Genomic DNA, 20,961 nt, shown 5'->3' on the forward strand with positions numbered 1-20,961 from the left:
CCGCATGATGGTTACGTCGTTCGACGTTGTGAACAGGAGTGACCGCAGGTGGATCCGCTCGAGAGCATCGACCAGATCATTGCGCTGGTCGAGGGTGCGCGGTCGGCACCGATGTCGCGGAGCAACTTCGTGTTCGACCGCGCCGACATGATCAATCTGCTCGACCAGCTGCGCGCCGACCTGCCCGGGGAGCTGCGGCGCGCGAGCGCGCTGCTCGACGAGCGGGACAAGATCGTCGACGCCGGCCGGCGCGAGGCGGAGCGGATCATCGCCGAGGCCGAGGCCGAGCACACGCGGCTGGTGTCGATCAACGAGATCGTGGTCTCGGCCGAGCACGAGTCCTCGCGGATGATCAACGAGGCCCGCGCCGAGACCCAGCGGCTGCGCGACGAGGTCGACGACTACGTCGACACGGCGCTGGCCAACTTCGAGCAGTTCCTCACCCGGTCCCTGGCCTCGATCGAGCGCGGGCGCGACAAGATGCACGCGCTGCGGGAGATCGGCTCGTTCACCCCGTCCGGTGAGGACGACCGGCCGCTGCCGTTCTGACGGGCGCGGTACCGTTGGAGCCGATTCGACGGAAGATCTGCCGCTCGGGTACCCTAGTCCGTCGGCCCTACCTGGCCGGAGTCTGAGAAGATGCCACACCAACCACAGCACCCGCACCTGGATCCCCGGTCGCCGCTGGTCCTCGAGACGAGAGACCTTCCCCGCCGACCGGGCGCTCTGCATGCGGTACACCGGAAGGTGCCGGCACCCGAGGACCTCGGTCTGGAGCTGATCGGCGTGCCCCAAGGCGCCGAGCTCGACCTCCAGCTGCGGATGGAGTCGGTTTCCGAAGGCGTCCTCGTCTCCGGCACCGTCACCGGACCGCTGGTGGGCGAGTGCGGGCGCTGCCTACGCCCGATCAGCGACACGCTGGACGTCCCGCTCCAAGAGTTCTATGCCTACGAGCACAGCACGACGGACGAGACGACCGACGAGGACGAGGTTGGACGGCTGCAGGGCGACCTGATCGACCTGGAGCCGGCACTGCGGGACGCGGTGGTGCTCGCCCTGGCCGCCAACCCCGTGTGCCGTGAAGACTGCCCAGGTCTGTGCCCCGAGTGCGGGACACCGATCGACGAATTGCCCGAGGGTCACACCCACGAGCAGATCGACCCGCGCTGGGCTGCCCTGTCCCAGATCAAGACGTCAGAGGAGTAGGTCCAGTGGCTGTTCCCAAGCGGAAGATGTCGCGCAGCAACACCCGGTCGCGCCGGAGCCAGTGGAAAGCCGTCGCGGTTTCCACCCAGCCGTGCCCGCAGTGCCGCTCGCCCAAGCTGCCGCACGCGGCGTGCTCGGTCTGCGGCACGTACAACGGCCGCCAGGTCATCGAGGTCTGACAACCGGATCCGGGTGACGCGATCCGACCGATCGCCGCACGGCGGGGAAATCCCGTCCGGCGTCGCGCGGATCGCCGTCGACCTCCTCGGCGGGGACGGGGCTCCCGCCGTCGTGGTTGACGGCGCTCTGCGCGCATGCAGCGCCGATCCAGACCTCAAGCTTCTCCTCGTAGGGCCGCGCGACGCGGCCGACGAGGTCATCGGCGCGCTCCCGGTCAATGACCGCGAGCGCGCCGGCGTCATCGTCGTCGACGACGCGATCGCCATGGCCGACTCCCCGCTGCGCAACATCCGCCGATCCACGTCGGTGCGCGCGGCCGCGGAGGCGGTCTACGCCGGCCGCGCGGACGCGATGGTCTCGGCGGGCTCCAGCGGCGCCGCCGTCGCCGCGTCCGCGCACGTCCTCGGCCGCCTCCGAGGAGTACGCCGGCCGGGTCTGGCCGCCCAGCTGCCCACCGCGCACGGGCCGATGCTCCTGCTCGACGTCGGAGTGACCCTCGACGCGACCATGCTGGAGCTCGTCCAGCACGCCGTGCTCGGCACCGCCTACGCCTCCGTGGCCCTCGGCATCGCGCGCCCGCGCGTGGGGCTGCTGTCCATCGGCAGCGAGCCGGGCAAGGGCGATCGGCTGCGCCGCGCGGTCTCGATCGCGCTGTCGGACATCCCGCTGCCGGCGGGCGGGCGCTACGTCGGGCTCGTGGAGGGTTTCGACGTGCCGCGCGGAGGCCCCGCCGACATCGTCGTGACCGATGGATTCACCGGAAACGTCCTGCTCAAGGGCCTCGAGGGCGCCATGAGCACGGCTCGGTCGAGCACCGGCGCGCCCGGGCCGGCCGGACAGTTCGAGGCCGCGGCCGTCCTGCTCGGCGTGGCCGGCGACGTCGTGGTCTGCCATGGCTCGGCCGGCGGCGCGGAGATCGCCGACGGCATCGCCCTCGCCGCACGTCTTCACCGCGACCGCATCACCCCGGCGGTCGCGGGTCTCGCTGATGATCTGCTGGCCGAACTCTCCTCGGCCGGCGGGCTCACCGTCCGTGACGCACTGGGAGAGCGCTCGTGAAGAACCAGAACAGCCTCGAGGCCGCGTTCGGCGTCGATTTCGACCCGGAGATGCTCAAGCGGGCGCTGACCCACCGCTCGTACGCGTACGAGAACGGCGGCCTGCCCACCAATGAGCGGCTCGAGTTCCTCGGCGACGCGGTCCTGGGCGTGGTCATCACCACCGCGCTGTTCCAGAACCACCCCAAGCTCGCCGAGGGACAACTGGCCAAGCTCCGCGCCAGCGTGGTGAACATGCGCGCCCTCGCGGACGTCGCGCGCCGGCTCGGACCCGGCGGCATCGGCCCGTTCCTGCTGCTCGGACGCGGCGAGGAGGCGACCGGCGGCCGCGACAAGGCCAGCATCCTCGCCGACACGCTGGAGGCGCTGATCGGCGCCATCTACCTGCAGTACGGGCTGGACATGACGGCCCAGGTGATCCACAAGCTGTTCGACAGCCTGATGGCCGAGGCCGCCATGCGCGGCGCCGGCCTGGACTGGAAGACCAGCCTGCAGGAGCTGACCGCCGGGCGCGGGCTGGGGGTGCCCGAGTACCGCATCGACGAGGAGGGCCCCGACCACGCCAAGCGGTTCACCGCCTGGGTGATCGTCGCCGGGAAGCGCTACGGCGGCTCGCAGGGCGGCAGCAAGAAGGAGGCCGAGCAGCGCGCGGCCGAGGCCGCCTGGCGCGAGCTGTCCGGCGTCCAGCCCGAGTCGGCGGCGTACGTGACCGAGCCCGCCGACGACGCGGCCCCCGGCAACGGCGGCGGGAACTCCAGAAGATCCGGCAAGCACGCGCGACGTAGCGCGGAGACCCCCGATTCCGACATCGCCGAGGAACCGCCATCCGATGACGACGATGACGCGCGCCAATGAGATCACCCAGCGCGCCCGCACCACGCTGTTCGCGTTCCCGCTGGGCATTTATGCGCTGAGCCGGCTCGTACAACTGGCGCTGCTGTGGTGGATGTCGCCCGACGACAAGATCCGCGACCGCCTGCTCGCCTGGGACGGCGGGCACTTCGTGCGCGTCGCCGAGGAGGGCTACCCGGCCGGCTACACCTACGACGGCGAGGGGCACCTGACCGGCAACGGGCTGGCGTTCTTCCCCGGGTACCCGATGACGGTGCGCCTCGTGCACCTCGTGACGCGCCTCGACTATGGCACCGCGGCGATCACCGTCTCGTGGCTGGCGGGCGCGGTCGCGGCGGTGCTGCTGTGCGCGCTCGGCACCCGGCTGTACGACGAGCGGGTCGGCCTGTCCCTCACCGCGCTGTTCTGCCTGCAGCCGATGTCGATGGCGCTGTCCATGGGGTACTCGGAGGCGCTGTTCACCGCGCTGGTCGTCGGCATGCTGCTGTTCGCGCACCGCGGCGACTGGCTGCTGGCCGGCGCGTTCGGGCTCGCCGCCGGCCTGACCCGGCCCACGGGCGCGGCCGCGGCGATCGCGCTCGCGGTGGCGGCGGGGATGGCGATCTATCGGGATCGTAAGAGCACGGAAAGTACACCCGCGGGGATCTGGAAACCGGTCCTGGGCGCCGCTGTGGCCCTCGCGGGGGTGCCGGCCTATCTGCTGTGGGTCGGGCTGCGCGTGGGCGATCTGGGGGCGTGGTTCGACATCCAGACGGCGGGCTGGGGAACGACGTTCGACTATGGCTCCTCGACGCTGTCGTTCCTGCACGACGCGTTCAAGGCGGGCGACGGCTGGATTCAGGTCAGCATCGCGTGGATGCTCGTCGGGGTCGTGATCCTGGCCGTGCTCGCGGTGGTGCGCCGGGTCTGGCCGCCGCTGACGGTGTACGGCCTGATCGTGCTGGTCCTCGTGCTCGGCCAGGCCGGGTACTTCCACTCCAAGCCGCGCCTGCTCGTGCCCGCGCTGCTGATCCTGGTGCCGCCGGCCATCGCGCTCGGTCGCGCGCGGCCGCGCACGGCGGCGCTAGTCTTGGCGGCCTGCGGCGTGTTCGGGCTGTGGTACGGCTCGTATCTGATCACCGTGTGGCACTACGCGATCTAGAGGGATTCCATGCCTGAGCTGCCCGAGGTCGAGACCGTCCGGCGCGGCCTGGACAAGTGGGTGTCCGGCCGGCGCATCGCCACGGTCGAGGTGCTGCATCCGCGCGCCGTCCGCCGCCACGTCGCGGGCGCCGAGCACTTCGCGGGCATCCTCGCGGGCCGGCGCGTGGGCGCGGTGATGCGCCGCGGGAAGTACCTCTGGCTGCCCCTGGACGACGAGGACGCCCTGATCGGCCACCTCGGCATGTCCGGGCAGCTGCTCATGCAGCCCGGGGACGCCGCGGCGGAGATCCACCTGCGGGTCCGGCTGACCTTCGACGACGACGGGCCGGAGCTGCGCTTCGTCGATCAGCGCACGTTCGGCGGCCTCAGCGTCTCGCTCGGGGGCGCCGTGCTGCCCGGCGAACTCGCCCACATCGCGCTGGACCCCGTCGACCCGCTGTTCGTCGACGACGTGTTCGTGGAGCGGCTGCGCAAGCGGCGCACCGAGGTCAAACGGGCGCTGCTCGACCAGACGCTGATCTCCGGCGTCGGCAACATCTACGCGGACGAGGCGCTGTGGCGGGCCGGGCTGCACGGCGTGCGGGACACGTCGCAGCTGTCCCGCCCGGCCGCGCGGCGCCTGCTCGGTCACGTCCGCGACGTGCTCAACGAGGCGATCGGGCAGGGCGGGACGAGCTTCGACGCGCTGTACGTCAACGTCAACGGGGAGAGCGGGTACTTCGAGCGCTCCCTGAACGCCTACGGCCGCGAGGGCCTGCCGTGCAACCGCTGCGGCAGCCCGATCCGCCGGGAGGCGTTCATGAACCGGTCGTCGTTCTCGTGCCCCAAGTGCCAGCCGCGGCCGCGCCTCGCGCGGTAGCGCGCCGCTACGCGCCGGTCTTCGCCCGGGTGGCTGTGGCACCGTCGCGCACCACGCTGAGCGCGCGGTAGGGGCGCGGACGCCGCGGCGCCGGGGTCGGGCGGTCCCGCTCGGCGCCGAGCTCGGCCAGGCCCGGCACCAGGCCGCACCAGGCGGGCAGGTCCGCGTACGGGTCGGGGGCGCCGAGATCGGTGACGAGCCCGAAGCCGGCCCCGCGCGCGACCTGCAGCTGCGCCGCCTCGTCGAGCTCCCACGGCGGTACCGCGTGCACGAGGTGCCCGTCGCCCGGGTGCGCGCCCTCGCCGGACCAGCGCCGGTACTCCCGCCAGCTGCCGTCGAAGACGCACACGGGCAGGCCGAGGTCGCGGTACGCCCCGTCCGGCGGCTCGCCCGGGTTGAGCACGACCTCGGGCAGGTCCGCGCGGGCGGCGGACTGGGCGACGACCGCGACCGGGCCGATCGCGTACGGGCTCACGGGCGTGTGGTCGAGGAAGACGCCGCGCACCGGGTAGCCGCTCCAGCGGTACACGTCGGCGCGGATCTGCGCGACCGGGCGCGTGCCGTAGTCCATGTCCACGTAGCCGAGCAGCCGCACCCCCGCCTCGGCCAGGCGGCTCATGGCCGCGGTCCAGAGCGGGTCCCGGCCGCTGCCGGGCCCGCCCGCGACGTCGACGACGACGGTGAACGCCGGACCGTGGCCCGCGACGATCTCCCATGCGTGTGGCCGGGCCAGCGGATGCGCCCGCAGTGGCAGGAGCGTCGGAACCCGGTCCACGACCGGACTAACGATGCTGGGCCCCCTCAAGCACGGCCCGTGTCCACGGTCCAGTACGGCGTGCGGCCGCGCATGGCGGCCCCGACACCGATCGATGTGATGTCGCAGTCGAGCAGGGCATCCTTGGCGTCGTCGTCGCGCATCCAGTGCTTCACGACGTCGCCCGCGTCGCCGCCCTTGGCGGTCAGCTCCTCGGCGAAGCCGCCGCTGAAGCCGGCCGCGGAGACGCGGTCCTGGGGACTGCTGCCGTTGGTGCCCTTGGTGCCGGTGAAGTCGCGGGCCGCCATGTCGGCCGCGTGCCCGCGCGCGGCCGCGCGCAGCTTGCCCTCGACCTTGACCGCCTCGCAGCGCTTCTTGCGCCGCTCGCCGTTGATCAGCTGCACGACGCGGTCCTCGTAGCTGGCGTTGAAGTTCGCCGCGACGAGGGTGGTCTGGGCCGTGGTCGGGGTGGCCGTGGGCTCCTCGGCGGCCGGGGGAGCGCTGGACGGGGCCGGCGGAGGCGCGGCGGCCGACCGGGCCGCGGCGGGGGCGGCGGCCGGGCGGTCGTCTCCGCCGCCGGTGAGGCCGGGAATGATCACGGCGCCGAGGCCGAACACGATCAGTACGGCGGTGGCTACGCCGGCGATACCGAGGGGGCCGAGTCTCGCGGTGAGACCCGTCATCGCACGCTCCCCGGTCCCGTCTGCCCCAGTTTTCCCGGCCATGACGCTACTTTGCGGTGGCGCCGCGGGGCAACTGGTGGCACACTGCCACGATCGGCGCGGCGTGATGATCACGCACCCGGGTGAGTGAGAACACCCTGGCCAGGACGTTTGGCGTGCCTCTGCGCTTGACTAAGTCGCGCCCCGGAAGGAACATAGAGGGGTCGCCAGTCGCGCCCAATTATGCCCTTGTGCTTCGGTCGCGGGTGCTGGGCGCGCGTTTGCCGGAGTCGACCGGCTGCGCTTAACAAGGAGACGATATGGCTAAGGCCCTCTACGGCCACGTAGGCAGCGCGCCCGACCGGCGCCTTGTCGACGAGGTCACCCAACTGCGCGCCAAGGTTCGGGCGCTCGAGTTCGAGGTTGTTCGGCTCCGTGCCGAGAACGACCGGCTCGCCGCTGCGGCTTCGGAGACGGATCACCTGGTCCGCCTCGCCGAGCCGGCGATGGCCTGAAGATTTCAGGTCACCGCAGCCAGCGCAGAACTGCACAGTAAACCCGCGCGCCGACATCCTCTGGGTCTCGGCGCGCAGTCATGTAACGACCCGGTCGTCCGGTTGGTTGCGCAAGGGACGTAAGCGGCCCAAGTGGGCGGTGTGCCCACGACACGCGCATTATGGTGTGCGGGACTGCAGGGGAGCGTAGTGTCCCGGCGGTAGCCTGCCCGGTAACACACCTCGACCACCGTGGAGATCCGTGCACCTCAAGACCCTGACGGCCAAGGGCTTCAAGTCCTTCGCGTCGACCACCACGCTGAAGCTCGAGCCGGGCATCACCTGCGTCGTCGGGCCGAACGGCTCCGGCAAGTCCAACGTGGTCGACGCCATCGCCTGGGTGCTCGGTGAGCAGGGCGCGAAGGCACTGCGCGGCGGCAAGATGGAAGACGTCATCTTCGCCGGTACGGCCAATCGCGCCCCACTGGGACGCGCCGAGGTCACCCTCACGATCGACAACAACGACGGTGCGCTGCCGATCGACTACACCGAGGTGTCGATCACCCGCCGGATGTTCCGGTCGGGCGAGAGCGAGTACGAGATCAACGGTAACTCGTGCCGGCTGCTCGACATCCAGGAACTGCTCTCCGACTCCGGCATCGGCCGCGAGATGCACGTGATCGTCGGCCAGAACCGCCTCGACGGCGTCCTGCACGCCCGGCCCGAGGACCGCCGCGCCTTCATCGAGGAGGCCGCCGGCGTCCTCAAGCACCGCAAGCGCAAAGAGAAGGCCATCCGCAAGCTCGAGGCGATGGCCGCCAACCTCAACCGCCTCGGCGACCTGACCACCGAGCTGCGCCGCCAGCTCAAGCCGCTCGGGCGCCAGGCCGAGGTGGCCCGCCGCGCCGCCGGCATCCAGGCCGACCTGCGCGACGCCCGGCTGCGGCTGCTCGCCGACGACCTGCACACGCTGCGCGAGACCCTTGACCGGGAGATCGCCGACGAGACGGCGCTGCGCGCGCGGCGCGAGGAGGTCGAGGCCGAGGTCGAGGCGATCAACGAGCGGCTCGCCGTCCTCGAGGCCGAGCACGCCGCCGACGCTCCGGTGCTGGCCGAGGCCCAGGACACCTGGTACCAGCTGTCGACGCTCCAGGAGCGCTACCGCTCCCTGCATCAGCTCGCCGCCGAACGCCACCGCAACCTCTCCGCCGCCCCCGTCGACGAGCGGCCCGGGCGCGATCCCGACCAGCTCACCGCCGAGGCCGACAAGGTCCGCGAGCAGGAGGAGGAGCTGCGCGCCGCGCTGGAGGCGAGCCAGGAGCGCCTGGCCGAGGCCGTCGAGCGCCGCCAGGACCTCGAACGCCGCCTGGCCTTCGCCGAGAAGGCCATCGTCGCGGCGCACAAGGCCATCGCCGACCGCCGCGAGGGCCTGGCCAAGCTCACCGGACAGGTCGAGTCCGCGCGGTCGCGGGCCAACGCCGCCGGGGACGAGATCGAGCGGCTCGCCGTCCAGCTGGCCGAGGCCGAGGCGCGCGCGGAGGCGGCCCAGGGGCTCTGGGACGAGGCGAGCGCCGGCGCGACCGTCGCCGATCACACCAACGCCGACCTGGAGATGCGCCACCAGGAGGCGACCCGCGAGCTCGACACGATCAACAACGAGGTGCGCACCCACAACGACGCCGAGCGCGCCGCCGAGAAGGACGCCGCGCAGTGGAAGGCCCGCGAGGAGGCGCTCGCGATGGGCCTGCGCCGCAAGGACGGTGCCGGCACCCTGCTGGCCCGCTCCGACCGCGTCCCCGGCCTGCTCGGCAGCGTCGCCGCCCTGCTGTCCGTCGAGGCCGGCCACGAGGCCGCGCTCGCCGCCGCGCTGGGCTCCCTGGCCGACGCCGTGGCGGTCTCGGGCGTCGAGGGCGCCGTCGCCGCCGTGGAGATGCTCAAGCAGGACGACGCCGGCCGCGCCGCGCTGCTCATCGGGTCCGCGCCGATGCTCGACGCCCCGCCGGTCGAGCGGGTGCCGCTGCCACCGGGCGCGTCGTGGGCCATGGATCTCGTCCGTGCCCCCGATGAGCTGCGGCCCGCCCTGGAGCGCGCCGTCGGCGACGTCGTCTTCGCCCCCGACCTCGCGACCGCGCGCCGCATCGTCTCCTACGCGCCCGCGCTGCGGGCCGTCACGCCCGAGGGCGACGTCATCGGCGCGTACGCCGCGGCCGGCGGCTCCGGTAAGCAGCACAGCTTCATCGAGGTCCAGGCGGCCGTCGAGGAGGCCCGCCAGCAGAAGGTCGACGCCGAGCACCGCGTCGCCGAGGCGCGGGAGCTGCTGGGCCTGGCCCGCGGCGCCGCGACCGCGGCCAAGCAGATCGTCGCCGAGACCGCCGCGGCCAAGAAGGAGGCCGACAGCGTCCGCAACGCGGCCGCGCGCCGCCTCGCCGAGCTGGGCGCCGCCGCGAAGTCGGCCCGGGCCGAGGTCGAGCGGCACGCCGCGGCCAAGGCCAAGGCCGAGGCGGCCCGGAACTCCGGCCGCGCCAGCCTCGCCGAGCTCGAGGAGCGGCTGCTCCTGGCCCAGGACACCCCGATCGACGACGACCCCTCCACCCAGGAGCGCGACGACCTCGCCGGCGAGGTGCCGGTCGCGCGGCAGCAGGAGATGGAGGTGCGCCTGGCCGTGCGTACCGCGGAGGAGCGCGTCGGCGCCCTCGCCGGACGCGCGGACGCGTTGCTGCGCCAGGCCGCCGCCGAACGGGCCGCGCGGGAGCGCGCCGCCGCCCGCAAGGCCACCCGCGCCCGCGGGGCCCGCATCGCCGAAGCCGTCGCCGAGGGCGCCGCGTTCGCCCTGGAACGCCTCGGTGAGTCGATCGCCGAGGCCCAGGAGACCCGCGACACCCTCGCCGCCACGCGCGCCGAGCGCGAGTCCGCCCTCACCGAGGTGCGCGGGCGCGCCAAGCACTTCACCACCGAGCTCGACAAGCTCACCAACGCCGTGCACCGCGACGAGGTCGCCCGGGCCGAGCAGCGCATGCGCATCGAGCAGCTGGAGGCCCGCTCGGCCGAGGAGTTCGGCCTCGACGCCGACACCCTCGTCGCCGAGTACGGGCCGCACCTGCCGGTCCCGCCGACCGCGCCCGAGCTCGCCGCGGCCGAGGCCGACGGGCGGCCCGCGCCCGAGCCGGTGCCGTACGACCGCGCGACCCAGGAGAAGCGCTCCGCCAAGGCCGAACGCGAGCTGAACCTGCTGGGCAAGGTCAACCCGCTGGCGCTCGAGGAGTTCGCCGCGATGGAGGAGCGCTACAAGTTCCTCTCCGACCAGCTCGAGGACCTGAAGGCGACCCGCCGCGACCTGCTCACCGTGGTCAAGGACGTCGACGACCGCATCCTCGAGGTGTTCACCAGCGCCTACCACGACACCGCGCGGGAGTTCGAGCAGGTCTTCTCGGTGCTCTTCCCCGGCGGCGAGGGGCGCCTCGTGCTCACCGACCCCGAGGACATGCTCACCACCGGCATCGAGGTCGAGGCGCGGCCGCCCGGCAAGAAGATCAAGCGGCTGTCGCTGCTGTCCGGCGGCGAGCGCTCGCTGACCGCCGTGGCGCTGCTCTGCGCGATCTTCCGCGCCCGCCCCAGCCCGTTCTACATCATGGACGAGGTCGAGGCCGCGCTGGACGACGTCAACCTGGGCCGCCTCATCACCCTCTTCGAGCAGTTGCGCGAGCGCAGCCAGCTGATCATCATCACTCACCAGAAGCGCACGATGGAGGTCGCCGACGCCCTCTACGGCGTGACCATGCGATCCGGCGTGACGGAGGTCATCTCCCAGCGCCTGCGGACGGAAGAGGCAGCGTGATCCAACGGCCCACGGCCCTGTTGATCGATTTCGACGGGGTCCTGCGCACGTTCGACCCCTCCACAAACGCCAAGATCGAGCAACGGTACGGCCTGGAGCCCGGCACGGTTCTCGCGACCGCCCTGGAGTGGGATCGCCTGCTGCCGGCCATCACGGGCCGCCAGACGCGCGCTGAGTGGCTGGCGGCGGTCGCCGCGCACCTCGCCGACCAGGTCGGCGGTCCCGAGCGGGCCGCGGAGCTCATGGCCGAGTGGGAGGTCTATCCCGGCGCCATCGATCCGTCGGTACTCGCCTTCGTCCGCGACGTACGCGCGGCCGGACTGCCGGTGTGCCTGGCCACGAACTCGACGATCGAGTTCCGCGACGTCCTCGCGACGTTCGGACTGACCGACGAGTTCGACGCGGTCGCGGTCTCGGCGGAACTGGGCGTGCACAAGCCGGCGAAGGAGTACTTCCAGGCGGCGTGCGCCCTGATCGAGACCCCGCCCGCGCGCTGCCTGCTGGTCGACGACACGGACCGGATGATCCGCGGTGCCCGGGCGGCGGGGCTGACCGCGTACCGCTACACGCCCGGCGACGATCTCTCGTACCCCCGCCGGGCGCTGGGCCTTTCCTAAGCTCTTCGAAGGCCCTTAGAGGCTGGCTTCCACGGCCTGCACGACCTCGGCCGACTTCGGCTCGGTGCGCGGCCCGAACCGGTTCGCGACCGTGCCGTCGGCGCCGACGAGGAACTTCTCGAAGTTCCAGCGGATGTCGCCGGTGTGCCCCTCGGCGTCCGGCACCGGGGTGAGCAGGTCGTACAGCGGGTGCCGGCCGTCGCCGTTGACCTCGACCTTCTCGGTCATGGGGAACGTCACACCGTAGGTGGTGCTGCAGAACTCGGCGATCTCCTCGGAGGTGCCCGGTTCCTGCCCGGCGAACTGGTTGCAGGGCACGCCCAGGACCGAGAAGCCGCGGCCTTCGTACTCCTTGTGCAGGGCCTCGAGATCGGCGTACTGCGGGGTCAGGCCGCAGCGGGACGCAACGTTGACCACGAGGACGGGGCGGCCGCGGAACTGGCCGAGATCTAACGGCTTTCCCTGCAGGTCAGCGATTTCGACGTCGTAGAAGCTCATGGCATTGATCGTATGCCGGGGCTGGGATGGTGGCGGCTCTGCCGGTGCGCTGCTCGCGCCGGCGCGGCCTCAGCGTGGTCGGTGAGTCTGGACGGCCCTGCGTTCGCGCCCGCCTGTGTGCGCGGCCATGCGCCCGGTCGGTGCGGGCGCGGCCGCGCGGCCTAGGGTGAGGCGTGACCGGTCTCCAACTCGCCGTGGGCGCCGTGCTGCGCCGGGGCAAGGACGTCCTGCTGATCAGCGATCCCCCGGACTGGGCGCTCCCGGGCGGTGCCGTGGAGGCCGGCGAGCCCCTGCTGGCCAAGGTCGGCCAGGAGGCGGGCTATGCCTCGGTGCTGGCCGAGCGCCTCGTCTGGGTGGCGCGCTACCCCGCGGGTGGCATCGAGTACGAGATGCTGGGCTTCGAGGTGACCGGCGTGGGCCCGCACGACGGCTCGGGCGCGTGGGTGCCGATCGAGGAGGCCGTCGAGCGCCTCAGCCGGATGTGGTTCGCCCCGATCCGGGAGCCGGCTGTGTCCTTTCTCACCGGCCGCGCGCGGGTGGCGACCCTGTGGACCTGGACCGACCTCAACGAGCCGCCCGTGACCCACCCGCACGTCGCGCTCAGCTGAGCGGTGGGCTCGGCTCGAACGGTGCGCTCCACGGAGCGTTGCCGCTCAGCTGAGCTGGAGCGAGGCCACCTCACCCAGCGACTTGTCCGGCCGCGTCCCCTCGATCCTGACGTGCGCCGAGCGGCCCTCCAGCAGCAGCTGCCCGACCGCGTTGCCGAAGTACGGCCCAGCCGTCTTGCGCCACCGCACGACCGGCTTGCGCAGCCCCAGCGACCGCGCGAGGGAGCGCATCATCTTCGCCGCCGGCGGGTTCCAGCCGAACTTCATCGCCGGCCGGACGAGCTTCGGCATGTCGTTGTGCACGGGGGAGCACGTCAGCTGGTGGACCGCGCTGATCGTCTCCGGCCCGAGGTCGGCCCGCGCGGCGTAGGAGTGGTGAACATCACCCGACAGGACGTTGATCGTGGCGGGGGCCGGTGAGACGCCGCCCTGCCCGGCCGCGATCTGGGTGAGCAGCGCGCTCAGCGCGTCGAAGGACCGCCCGAAGGCGGCCCAGTGTTCGAGGTCCACGGCCTGGCGCAACTTCTCGCCGAACCGGCCCACCCAGCCCCGCGGCGATTCCGCGAGGCGCTCGGTCGCGGCCTCCAGGTGGTGGATGGCGGGCGGCAGGAGCCACGGCAGCGAGGAGCCGATCAGCAGGTGGTCGTAGTCGCCCGGGAGCTGCTTGGCGAACCAGGCCCACTCGCTGTCGGGCAGCATCGCGCGCTTGCCCTGCTCCAGCTCGCGGGCGGCGCGGTTGTCGACCATCACCAGGCGGGTGCGGTCGATGTCGACGGTGTAGCTCCAGCGGTACACCTGCGCGCGGTCGCGGTCGGCGCGGGTGCCGAAGTCGTCGAGGATCTCCGTCGCGTCGCCGGTCGAGCTCACGGCCGCGTAGATCGGGCACTCGGCCAGGGCGCTCGGGGCGAGGTTGCCCATGTGCTGGTACACCCAGTACGACGCGAGCCCGGCCTGGATGCGCTGCGGCCACCAGCTCAACGTGTCCATCTGCTCACGCCAACGCTGCGAGGTGTTCCAGTCGTCGATGATCTCGTGGTCGTCGAAGATCATCACGCTTGGCACGGTGGAGAGCAGCCAGCGGATCTCCGGGTCGCCCCAGGAGTCCAGGTACAGCTTCGTGTACTCGTGGAAATCCACCACCTGCGTCGTCGGCGCGTCCGCGCGGCGCTGCTTGCGGCGTCGCTTGAGCCAGCGCTGGATCTTCTCCGGCGTCTCGTCGGCGTAGACCTGGTCGCCGAGCAGGATCATGAGGTCGGGCCACTGGGTCGGCGCGTCCGCGCGGATGGAGGCCACCAGCCGGTCCGCGTAGGCGTCCAGCGCGTCCGGGGGATACCGGGTGACGCTGAGCGGGCTCGCCTCGCGGCAGGAGCCGAACAGCAGCCGCACGGGCGCGCCCGCGCGGCGGGTGCGGATCGCCGGGGCCGGGAACGGGTCGTCCGGGCGCGGCCAGACCTCGGTGCCGTCGATGCGCACTCGGTACGGCGTGACGGCGTCCTCCGGCAGCCCCGTGACCACGACCAGGGCGTAGTGGTGCCCGTGCACGGTGAACGTGCGGGCTGCACCGCCGGCGGCCCCGGCGTCGACCTCGACCGTGCCCGGCTGCGCCGTCTCCACCCAGACCGTGGCCCGGTCGCCCTCGACGCGCCGCAGGACGGGGCCGAGCACCAGGGGTCCGCGGGCGTGGTCGAGTTCGGTTTCCGACATGGCGTTGCGACCTCCGGGGGCGGGTCGAGCGGGCGGCGGGTTGCATCCCGAATGATCCTGCTCGGCCGGTCTCGGCGCCACTGCGGGCCGCCGGGCGCAACGTCTGGGAGTATTCCTGCCATGGAGTCGTACATCGTCTTCGGCCTGGTGCTGCTCGTTGTGGTGATCGGGGCCACACTTGCGCTGATCGCGCCCCGTTTCCGCAAGCCTCCGACGCTCCCGCCGACCCGGCCGGAGGTCAAGCCGGAGGAGAAGCCCCAGCCGCCGACGGTGACCGAGGCGCCCACGCCGGTCGCGGAGGCGCCGCCCGCGCCGGTCGTCGAGGCGCCCCCCAAGCCTGCAGAGGTGGCGCCGCCGGCGCCCGAGCTCGAGACCCCCGAGCCGACGGCCGGCCGCCTGGTCCGCCTCCGCGCGCGCCTGAGCCGCTCGCAGAACGTGTTCGGCAAGGGCCTGCTCGCCCTGCTCTCCCGGGACAAGCTCGACGACGACACCTGGGACGAGGTCGAGGAGACGCTGATCGGCGCCGACGTGGGGGTACAGGCGACAACCGAGATCGTCGAAAAGCTGCGCGAGCGCGCGCGCATCCACGGCACGGCCACGGCCGCCGACCTGCGCGGCATGCTCGCCGACGAGCTCGTCTCGGCCCTGCAGCCAGACCTGGACCGCTCCCTGGCGGCCACCCAGCGCGACGGCCGCCCCGCAGTGCTGCTCGTCGTCGGCGTCAACGGCGCGGGCAAGACCACGACCTGCGGCAAGATCGCCCGGGTGCTGGTCGCCGACGGGCACAGCGTGGTCCTCGGCGCCGCCGACACCTTCCGCGCGGCCGCGGCCGAGCAGCTGGCCACGTGGGCCGGGCGGGTCGGCGCCGACGTCGTGCGCGGACCCGAAGGAGCGGATCCCGCCTCGGTGGCGTTCGACGCCGTCAAACGGGGTATTGACGCGGGTGTGGACACGGTGCTCATCGACACGGCGGGCCGGCTGCAGAACAAGGTCGGCCTGATGGACGAGCTCGGCAAGGTCAAGCGGGTCGTGGAGAAGCACGGCCCGGTCGACGAGACGCTGCTCATCCTCGACGCCACCACCGGCCAGAACGGCCTGGAGCAGGCGCGGGTGTTCACCGAGGTGGTGGACGTCACCGGCGTCGTGCTCACCAAGCTCGACGGCACCGCGAAGGGCGGCATCGTCATCGCGGTTCAGCGCAAACTGGGCATTCCGGTCAAGCTCGTCGGCCTCGGCGAGGGCCCGGACGACCTTGCTCCGTTCGATGCCCGACAGTTCGTCGACGCCCTCGTTGGCGCGGACGCGTAACCTCGGACGGTACCTTGGGACGGTAAGGCCCGGCCGCGCGGTTTCGGCGGCCGGGAAGCGGTACAGCAAGGCTCCCCCCGGTCGGGTCAGCGAAGGACGACAGACGTGACGCAGCAGGAGATCCCGCTCCACGGCGGGAACACCTCCGTCGTGGTGCGCTCGGGCGACACCGTGCGCCGCAACGCGGGCCCGTGGACGCCCGCGGTGCACGCGCTGCTACGCCACCTGGAGTACGTCGGCTTCACCGGCGCCCCGCGTGCCTTCGGCATCGACGAGCGCGGGCGCGAGGTGCTGCAGTACCTCGAGGGGGAGTGCGGCGAGTACCCCCTGGCCCCGCACTGGGTGACCGACGAGGCGATGGTCACCGTGGCCACCATGCTGCGGATGTTCCACGACGCCCAGGCGGGCTTCCGGCCGGCCCCGAACGCCGTCTGGCGCTCGTTCGGCCCCCCGCCGCCGGACACCGAGGTCATCTGTCACCACGACGCCGCGCCGCACAACGTCATCTGGCGCCCGGACGGCACGCTGTCGCTGATCGACTTCGACCTGGCCTCACCCGGGGCGCGGATCTACGACGTCGCGTACGCCGCGTGGACATGGGTGCCGCTGTTCTCCGACCGCGACTCGTACACGCTGGGCTGGAAGCGCCCCAACCGCCCGCGCCGCCTGCGCATGTTCGCCGACGCCTACGGGCTGACCCCGCGCGACCGGCACCGCCTCGTGCGCGTCATCCGCAAGCGCATCGTCGACCACATCGAGGGCATCCGGCGGATGGCGGCCGCGGGCGACCCCGCGTTCGTCCGCATCGTGCACAAGGGCCACCTCCGCCGGCCCGTTCGCGACCTGCGGCTCATCGACTACGAGCGGCACACGCTGGAGTACGCTCTTCGATAGGCAGTTTTCAATGTGTGAGCGTTTCTTCACACGCTGGAAACATGACGTGACGCGGTAGAAACCGCGCAGCGCCGGTGCGCGAAACGTGAGCCCGACAAGCTCTCGCGCAACCGGCTGGAGGGCAACGCTGCCTCGAAGGTCGGGAGGGAGGATCTCGACTACTAGGAGGCCAGCGTGCCTGAAGCGACTATCGATACCGGCAACACCGCATGGTTGCTCGTGTCGACCGCTCTTGTGCTGCTCATGACGCCGGCTCTGGCACTGTTCTACGGTGGCCTGAACCGTTCCAAGGGCGTCCTCAACATGATGATGATGAGCTTCTCGACGATCGGGCTCGTCAGCGTCCTCTGGTTGTTCTACGGCTTCAGCGCTGCGTTCGGCACCGACTCGGCCGGCGGCCTCTTCGGTGACCTCGGGCAGTACTTCGGCAGCAAGACCTACATCGACCAGATGTGGGGCGCCACCACCGAGAACCCGAGCGGCATCGGCATCCCGACGTACGTCTTCATGGTCTTCCAGATGACGTTCGCCGTGATCACCGTCGCGCTCATCAGCGGCGCGATCTCCGACCGCGCCAAGTTCGGCGGCTGGCTGCTGTTCGCGTTCGGCTGGGCCACCCTGGTGTACTTCCCGGTCGCCCACAACGTGTGGGGCGGCGGCTGGATCTTCCAGCACCTGCACCCGCTGGACTTCGCCGGTGGTACCGCTGTGCACATCAACGCCGGCGCGGCCGCGCTCGGTGTCGCGCTGGTCCTCGGCAAGCGCGTGGGCTGGCCGCGGGAGAGCATGAAGCCGCACAACGTGCCCTTCGTCGCGATCGGCGCCGGCCTGCTGTGGTTCGGCTGGTTCGGCTTCAACGCCGGCTCCGAGCTGACCGTCGACGGCGTCACCGGCCTCGCCTTCGTCAACACCCAGGCCGCCACCGCCGCGGCCGTCCTCGGCTGGGTCATCGTCGAGTGGATCCGCGACCGCAAGCCCACCCTCGTCGGCGCGTCCTCGGGCGCGGTCGCGGGCCTCGTCGCGATCACCCCCGCCTGTGGCTTCATCGACTCGTGGGCTGCGGTTCTGCTCGGCCTCGTCGCCGGCCTCGTGTGCGCCCTCGCGGTGAGCCTGAAGTACCGCTTCGGCTTCGACGACTCGCTCGACGTGGTCGGCGTGCACTTCGTCGGCGGGTGGATCGGCTCGCTGTGGCTCGGCTTCTTCGCCAACGACAAGCTCAACTCGGCCATCAGCGGCGGCCTCGGCGCCAAGAACGGCCTGTTCATGGGCGGCGGCGTCGGCCAGCTCGGCTCCCAGGCGGCCGCGAGCGCTATTGTCACGGTCTACTCGTTCGCCATCGCCTTCGCGCTCGCCTTCATCATCGAGAAGACGGTCGGCTTCCGGGTCAGCACCGAGGCCGAGGTCGAGGGCATCGACATCGCGGAGCACGCGGAGAGCGCCTACGACCTCACCCCGGGGACCGGCAGCAGCGGCGCTGGCGCGTTCGCCCTCGCGGGTGTTGGCACAAGCAAGGCCCCTGCGCCGGCGGCGGAAGCCCCGGCGTCGGAAAAGGTAGCCGGATAGCGTCGAGGGATGTCGGAGGGAATGGGCATGAAGCTGGTGACCGCGGTCATCAAGCCGTATCAGCTCGACGCGGTGAAGGAGGCGCTCCACGCGCTCGGCGTGGCGGGCCTCACCGTGAGCGAGGTTCAGGGCTACGGCCGTCAGAAGGGCCACACCGAGGTCTACCGCGGCGCGGAGTACACGGTGGAGTTCGTCCCCAAGATCCGGGTCGAGATCGTCACCGACGAGCTGGACTTCGAGAAGGTCGTGGACGCCATCGTGACCGCCGCCCGCACCGGCAAGATCGGTGACGGCAAGGTCTGGGTCACCTCGGTCGACGAGGTGGTTCGCGTCCGCACCGGCGAGCGCGGGCTCGACGCCCTCTAAGCCGCCTGAATTCAGTCAGATGACGCAACCGTCGGCGCCCGCTCCGGTCCTCTCGTCCGGGGCGGGCGCCGACGCGCGTGCCGAGCGCTCGGACGCGATCGACGAGTGGCTCAAAAAGATCTTTTCAAGTGCCGGCGGTGGTACTTCCAGAGCCGCCCTTGTCGCGGTCGGCGGGCTGGGCCGCCGGGAATGTGCCCCGCGCAGCGATCTCGACCTGGTGCTGCTGCACCCGGGCGGCCCGGGTGACGAGGCCGCGGCCGACGAGCTGGGCAGCCGCATCTGGTACGAGGTGTGGGACGCCAAGTTCGCGCTCGACCACTCGACCCGCAGCCCCGGCCAGGCCCTCGACGTCGCCCGGCAGGACCTCAAGGTGGCCCTCGGCCTGCTCGACGCCCGCCTCGTGGCCGGCAACGCCGAGCTCCTCGCGGCCCTGCACGCCGACGCGGTCGCCCAGTGGCGCCGCGAGGCCCGCCACCTGCTCCCGGCGCTGCAGTCGCTCACGCAGGACCGCTGGAAGGCCCACGGCGAGCTCGCGTTCCTCCTCGAGGGCGACGTCAAAGAGTCCCGCGGCGGTCTGCGCGACTTCGGCGTCCTGCGCGGCATCGGCTTCGCCGGCGTCGCCGACGGCCCCCGCCCGGCCGTGCGCGGCGCCCACCGCACGCTGCTCGACGTGCGCGACGCCCTGCACACGGTGCGCGGACGCCGCGTCGACCGCCTCCTCGCCCAGGACCGCGACGAGGTCGCCGAGCTGCTCGACCTCGGCGACCGCGACGAGGTGCTGCGGCGCATCGCCGAGTCCGCGCGCACCATCGCCTATGCCAGCGACGACGCCTGGCGCGCCGTCGAGCGCTGGGCCGCCCCGACCTCGCGCGGCCACCGTGACCGCCGCCCCCTCGCCTGTGACGTGGTCGAGCAGCGCGGCGAGGTCGTCCTGGCCCGTGCGGCCGTGACCCCGCGCCCGGACCCGTCGCTGCCGCTGCGCGTCGCCGCGGCCGCCGCCCGGGCCGACCTGCCCATCTCGCACGCCACCCTGGAGTGGCTCGGCGGGTTCGCCGGCCCGATGCCGCACCCGTGGCCCGCGCCCGCGCGCGACGCGCTGCTCACCCTGCTCGGCAGCGGCCCGTCGATGATCTCGGTGTGGGAGGCCTGCGACCGGTACGGCCTGGTGGTCAACTGGCTGCCCGAGTGGGCGCGGGTGCGCAGCCTGCCGCAGCACAACCCGGTCCACCTGTTCACCGTCGACCGCCACCTGGTCGAGACCGCCCGCCAGGCCGCCCGCCTCACCCGCGACGTCGACCGGCCCGACCTGCTCGTGCTCTGCGGCCTGCTGCACGACATCGGCAAGGGGCTCCCGGGCGACCACAGCATCGTCGGCGCCCCGATCGCGGCCGCGGTGGCCGCCCGCCTCGGCCTCAGCGACGCCGACGTGGCCCAGGTCGAGAAGGTGGTACGCCTGCACCTGCTCGTCCCCGACACCGCGACCCGCCGCGACCTGTCCGACCCGCAGACCATCGCCACGGTCGCCGGCGCCGTCGGGGACGCCTCGACGCTCTCGCTCCTGCACGCCCTGGCCCGCGCGGACGCGGCCGCGACCGGCCCGGCAGCCTGGTCGGACTGGAAGGGCCGGCTCATCGCCGAGCTGGTCCGCCACGTGGAGCGCGCCCTGGACACCGGCGTGGTGGCCGCGCCGCCGTCCCCGGCCGCGGCGCTCGCGGTGCCGGCCAAGCTCCCGGCGGTCCTGCTGGACACCGACTCCGTCGCCGTGACCGCGCCCGACCGCCGGGGCCTGCTGGCGGCCGTGGCCGGCTGCCTCTCGCTGCACCGGCTCGACGTCGTGGCGGCCGACACGGTCACGGTGGACGGGCTCGCGCGGATGGTGTGCGCCGTCCAGCCCCGCTACGGCGGCGACATCGACCGCGACGCCGTCGTGTCCGACCTGCGCCGCGCGGTGACCGGCGACCTGCCGGTGGCCGAACGCCTGGCGGCGCGGGAGCGCTCGACCCGCCGGTCCGGCACCGTGACCGCGCCCCCGCGCGTGGTGTGGCAACCGCCGGCGGCGGCCACCGACGCGACGGTCCTGGAGCTGCGCGCGACCGACACCGCCGGCCTGCTGTTCCGGGTGGCCAGCGCGCTGGAGGACGCGGGCGCGGACGTCCGCTCGACGCGCATCTCGACGCTCGGTGGCGAGGTGGTGGACGCGTTCTACCTGGCCGGCGAGTGGGACGAGGACGCCCGGGCGGGCGTCGAGGCGGCCGTCCTGCGGGCCGCGACCACCGCCTGACGCGGCTTTCCTCAGGTTTATCCTCGGTTTGCCGCTTTTCGCTTGATAGCAGCGCCGTGCGCCTCGACGGCAGCGCTTT

At 72.5% G+C, this 20,961-nt stretch carries 20 protein-coding genes; 16 read left to right on the forward strand and 4 right to left on the reverse strand.

Going from position 1 to position 20,961, the window contains the following annotated elements:
• The first annotated feature begins 48 nt into the window (after positions 1-48).
• From ACQP00_RS07410 to mutM, 7 genes are all read left to right on the forward strand, one after another.
• The gene (locus ACQP00_RS07410) at positions 49-549 is read left to right on the forward strand and encodes a hypothetical protein (protein WP_433216247.1); all 501 of its coding nucleotides are present in this window, start codon (positions 49-51) and stop codon (positions 547-549) included.
• Positions 550-639: 90 nt separating this feature from the next.
• Positions 640-1,206 carry a YceD family protein gene (locus tag ACQP00_RS07415; RefSeq protein ID WP_433216250.1) on the forward strand — a complete coding sequence of 189 codons (567 nt, stop codon included), beginning with the start codon at positions 640-642 and terminating at the stop codon, positions 1,204-1,206.
• 5 nt (positions 1,207-1,211) lie between these two features.
• Positions 1,212-1,385 (forward strand): 50S ribosomal protein L32, encoded by a 174-nt coding sequence (gene rpmF, locus ACQP00_RS07420; protein ID WP_259861936.1) that lies wholly within the window; start codon positions 1,212-1,214, stop codon positions 1,383-1,385.
• A 49-nt stretch (positions 1,386-1,434) separates the two neighbouring features.
• The gene (locus tag ACQP00_RS07425) at positions 1,435-2,445 is read left to right on the forward strand and encodes a phosphate acyltransferase PlsX (RefSeq protein ID WP_433223741.1); all 1,011 of its coding nucleotides are present in this window, start codon (positions 1,435-1,437) and stop codon (positions 2,443-2,445) included.
• A gap of 50 nt (positions 2,446-2,495) precedes the next feature.
• On the forward strand, positions 2,496-3,299 hold the full coding sequence (gene rnc, locus ACQP00_RS07430; RefSeq protein WP_433223743.1) for a ribonuclease III: 804 nt from the start codon (positions 2,496-2,498) through the stop codon (positions 3,297-3,299).
• On the forward strand, positions 3,283-4,437 hold the full coding sequence (locus ACQP00_RS07435; protein ID WP_433216253.1) for a mannosyltransferase family protein: 1,155 nt from the start codon (positions 3,283-3,285) through the stop codon (positions 4,435-4,437). Before rnc ends, ACQP00_RS07435 begins: the two co-directional genes overlap by 17 nt.
• Positions 4,438-4,446: 9 nt before the next feature.
• Positions 4,447-5,298, forward strand: coding sequence for a bifunctional DNA-formamidopyrimidine glycosylase/DNA-(apurinic or apyrimidinic site) lyase (gene mutM / locus ACQP00_RS07440; RefSeq protein WP_433216256.1), 852 nt, complete (start codon positions 4,447-4,449; stop codon positions 5,296-5,298).
• A gap of 7 nt (positions 5,299-5,305) precedes the next feature.
• Here mutM and ACQP00_RS07445 read toward each other — a convergent pair whose 3' ends face one another.
• Together ACQP00_RS07445 and ACQP00_RS07450 are read right to left on the reverse strand one after the other, a co-directional pair.
• Positions 5,306-6,073 (reverse strand): spherulation-specific family 4 protein, encoded by a 768-nt coding sequence (locus ACQP00_RS07445; RefSeq protein ID WP_433216259.1) that lies wholly within the window; start codon positions 6,071-6,073, stop codon positions 5,306-5,308.
• Between the two features lie 26 nt (positions 6,074-6,099).
• Positions 6,100-6,735 carry a CAP domain-containing protein gene (locus tag ACQP00_RS07450; RefSeq protein WP_433216262.1) on the reverse strand — a complete coding sequence of 212 codons (636 nt, stop codon included), beginning with the start codon at positions 6,733-6,735 and terminating at the stop codon, positions 6,100-6,102.
• 299 nt (positions 6,736-7,034) lie between these two features.
• Between ACQP00_RS07450 and ACQP00_RS07455 the strand changes: the two genes are divergently transcribed.
• From ACQP00_RS07455 to ACQP00_RS07465, 3 genes are all read left to right on the forward strand, one after another.
• Positions 7,035-7,229 carry a hypothetical protein gene (locus ACQP00_RS07455; protein WP_426510601.1) on the forward strand — a complete coding sequence of 65 codons (195 nt, stop codon included), beginning with the start codon at positions 7,035-7,037 and terminating at the stop codon, positions 7,227-7,229.
• A gap of 241 nt (positions 7,230-7,470) precedes the next feature.
• A complete protein-coding gene (gene smc, locus ACQP00_RS07460; protein WP_433216265.1) occupies positions 7,471-11,043 on the forward strand; it encodes a chromosome segregation protein SMC in 3,573 nt (1,190 codons plus the stop codon).
• Positions 11,040-11,660, forward strand: coding sequence for an HAD family hydrolase (locus ACQP00_RS07465; protein WP_433216268.1), 621 nt, complete (start codon positions 11,040-11,042; stop codon positions 11,658-11,660). The genes smc and ACQP00_RS07465 overlap by 4 nt, the downstream gene beginning before the upstream one ends.
• Positions 11,661-11,675: 15 nt before the next feature.
• Here the strand turns inward: ACQP00_RS07465 and ACQP00_RS07470 are convergent, their stop codons facing one another.
• Entirely contained in the window at positions 11,676-12,158 is a 483-nt protein-coding gene (locus tag ACQP00_RS07470; RefSeq protein ID WP_433216271.1) for a glutathione peroxidase, read from the reverse strand.
• A gap of 173 nt (positions 12,159-12,331) precedes the next feature.
• On the opposite strand from ACQP00_RS07470, the gene ACQP00_RS07475 reads away from it, so the two are divergent.
• Positions 12,332-12,766, forward strand: coding sequence for an NUDIX hydrolase (locus ACQP00_RS07475; protein WP_433216274.1), 435 nt, complete (start codon positions 12,332-12,334; stop codon positions 12,764-12,766).
• Positions 12,767-12,811: 45 nt separating this feature from the next.
• Here ACQP00_RS07475 and ACQP00_RS07480 read toward each other — a convergent pair whose 3' ends face one another.
• Entirely contained in the window at positions 12,812-14,470 is a 1,659-nt protein-coding gene (locus tag ACQP00_RS07480; protein ID WP_433216277.1) for an alkaline phosphatase D family protein, read from the reverse strand.
• 120 nt (positions 14,471-14,590) lie between these two features.
• Here ACQP00_RS07480 and ftsY point away from each other — a divergent pair, with 120 nt between their 5' ends.
• The 5 genes from ftsY (at position 14,591) to ACQP00_RS07505 (ending at position 20,882) form a co-directional block, all read left to right on the forward strand.
• On the forward strand, positions 14,591-15,778 hold the full coding sequence (ftsY, locus tag ACQP00_RS07485) for a signal recognition particle-docking protein FtsY (protein ID WP_433216280.1): 1,188 nt from the start codon (positions 14,591-14,593) through the stop codon (positions 15,776-15,778).
• Positions 15,779-15,883: 105 nt separating this feature from the next.
• A complete protein-coding gene (locus tag ACQP00_RS07490) occupies positions 15,884-16,672 on the forward strand; it encodes a phosphotransferase (protein WP_433057402.1) in 789 nt (262 codons plus the stop codon).
• 174 nt (positions 16,673-16,846) lie between these two features.
• On the forward strand, positions 16,847-18,235 hold the full coding sequence (locus tag ACQP00_RS07495; protein WP_433216283.1) for an ammonium transporter: 1,389 nt from the start codon (positions 16,847-16,849) through the stop codon (positions 18,233-18,235).
• Between the two features lie 27 nt (positions 18,236-18,262).
• Positions 18,263-18,601 carry a P-II family nitrogen regulator gene (locus ACQP00_RS07500; protein ID WP_190249674.1) on the forward strand — a complete coding sequence of 113 codons (339 nt, stop codon included), beginning with the start codon at positions 18,263-18,265 and terminating at the stop codon, positions 18,599-18,601.
• A 19-nt stretch (positions 18,602-18,620) separates the two neighbouring features.
• Positions 18,621-20,882: a [protein-PII] uridylyltransferase gene (locus ACQP00_RS07505; protein ID WP_433216286.1), complete on the forward strand. Its 2,262-nt coding sequence runs from the start codon at positions 18,621-18,623 to the stop codon at positions 20,880-20,882.
• The last annotated feature ends 79 nt before the right edge of the window (positions 20,883-20,961 follow it).

Source organism: Dactylosporangium sp. CS-047395, from assembly GCF_050942185.1.
Lineage (GTDB): Bacteria > Actinomycetota > Actinomycetes > Mycobacteriales > Micromonosporaceae > Dactylosporangium.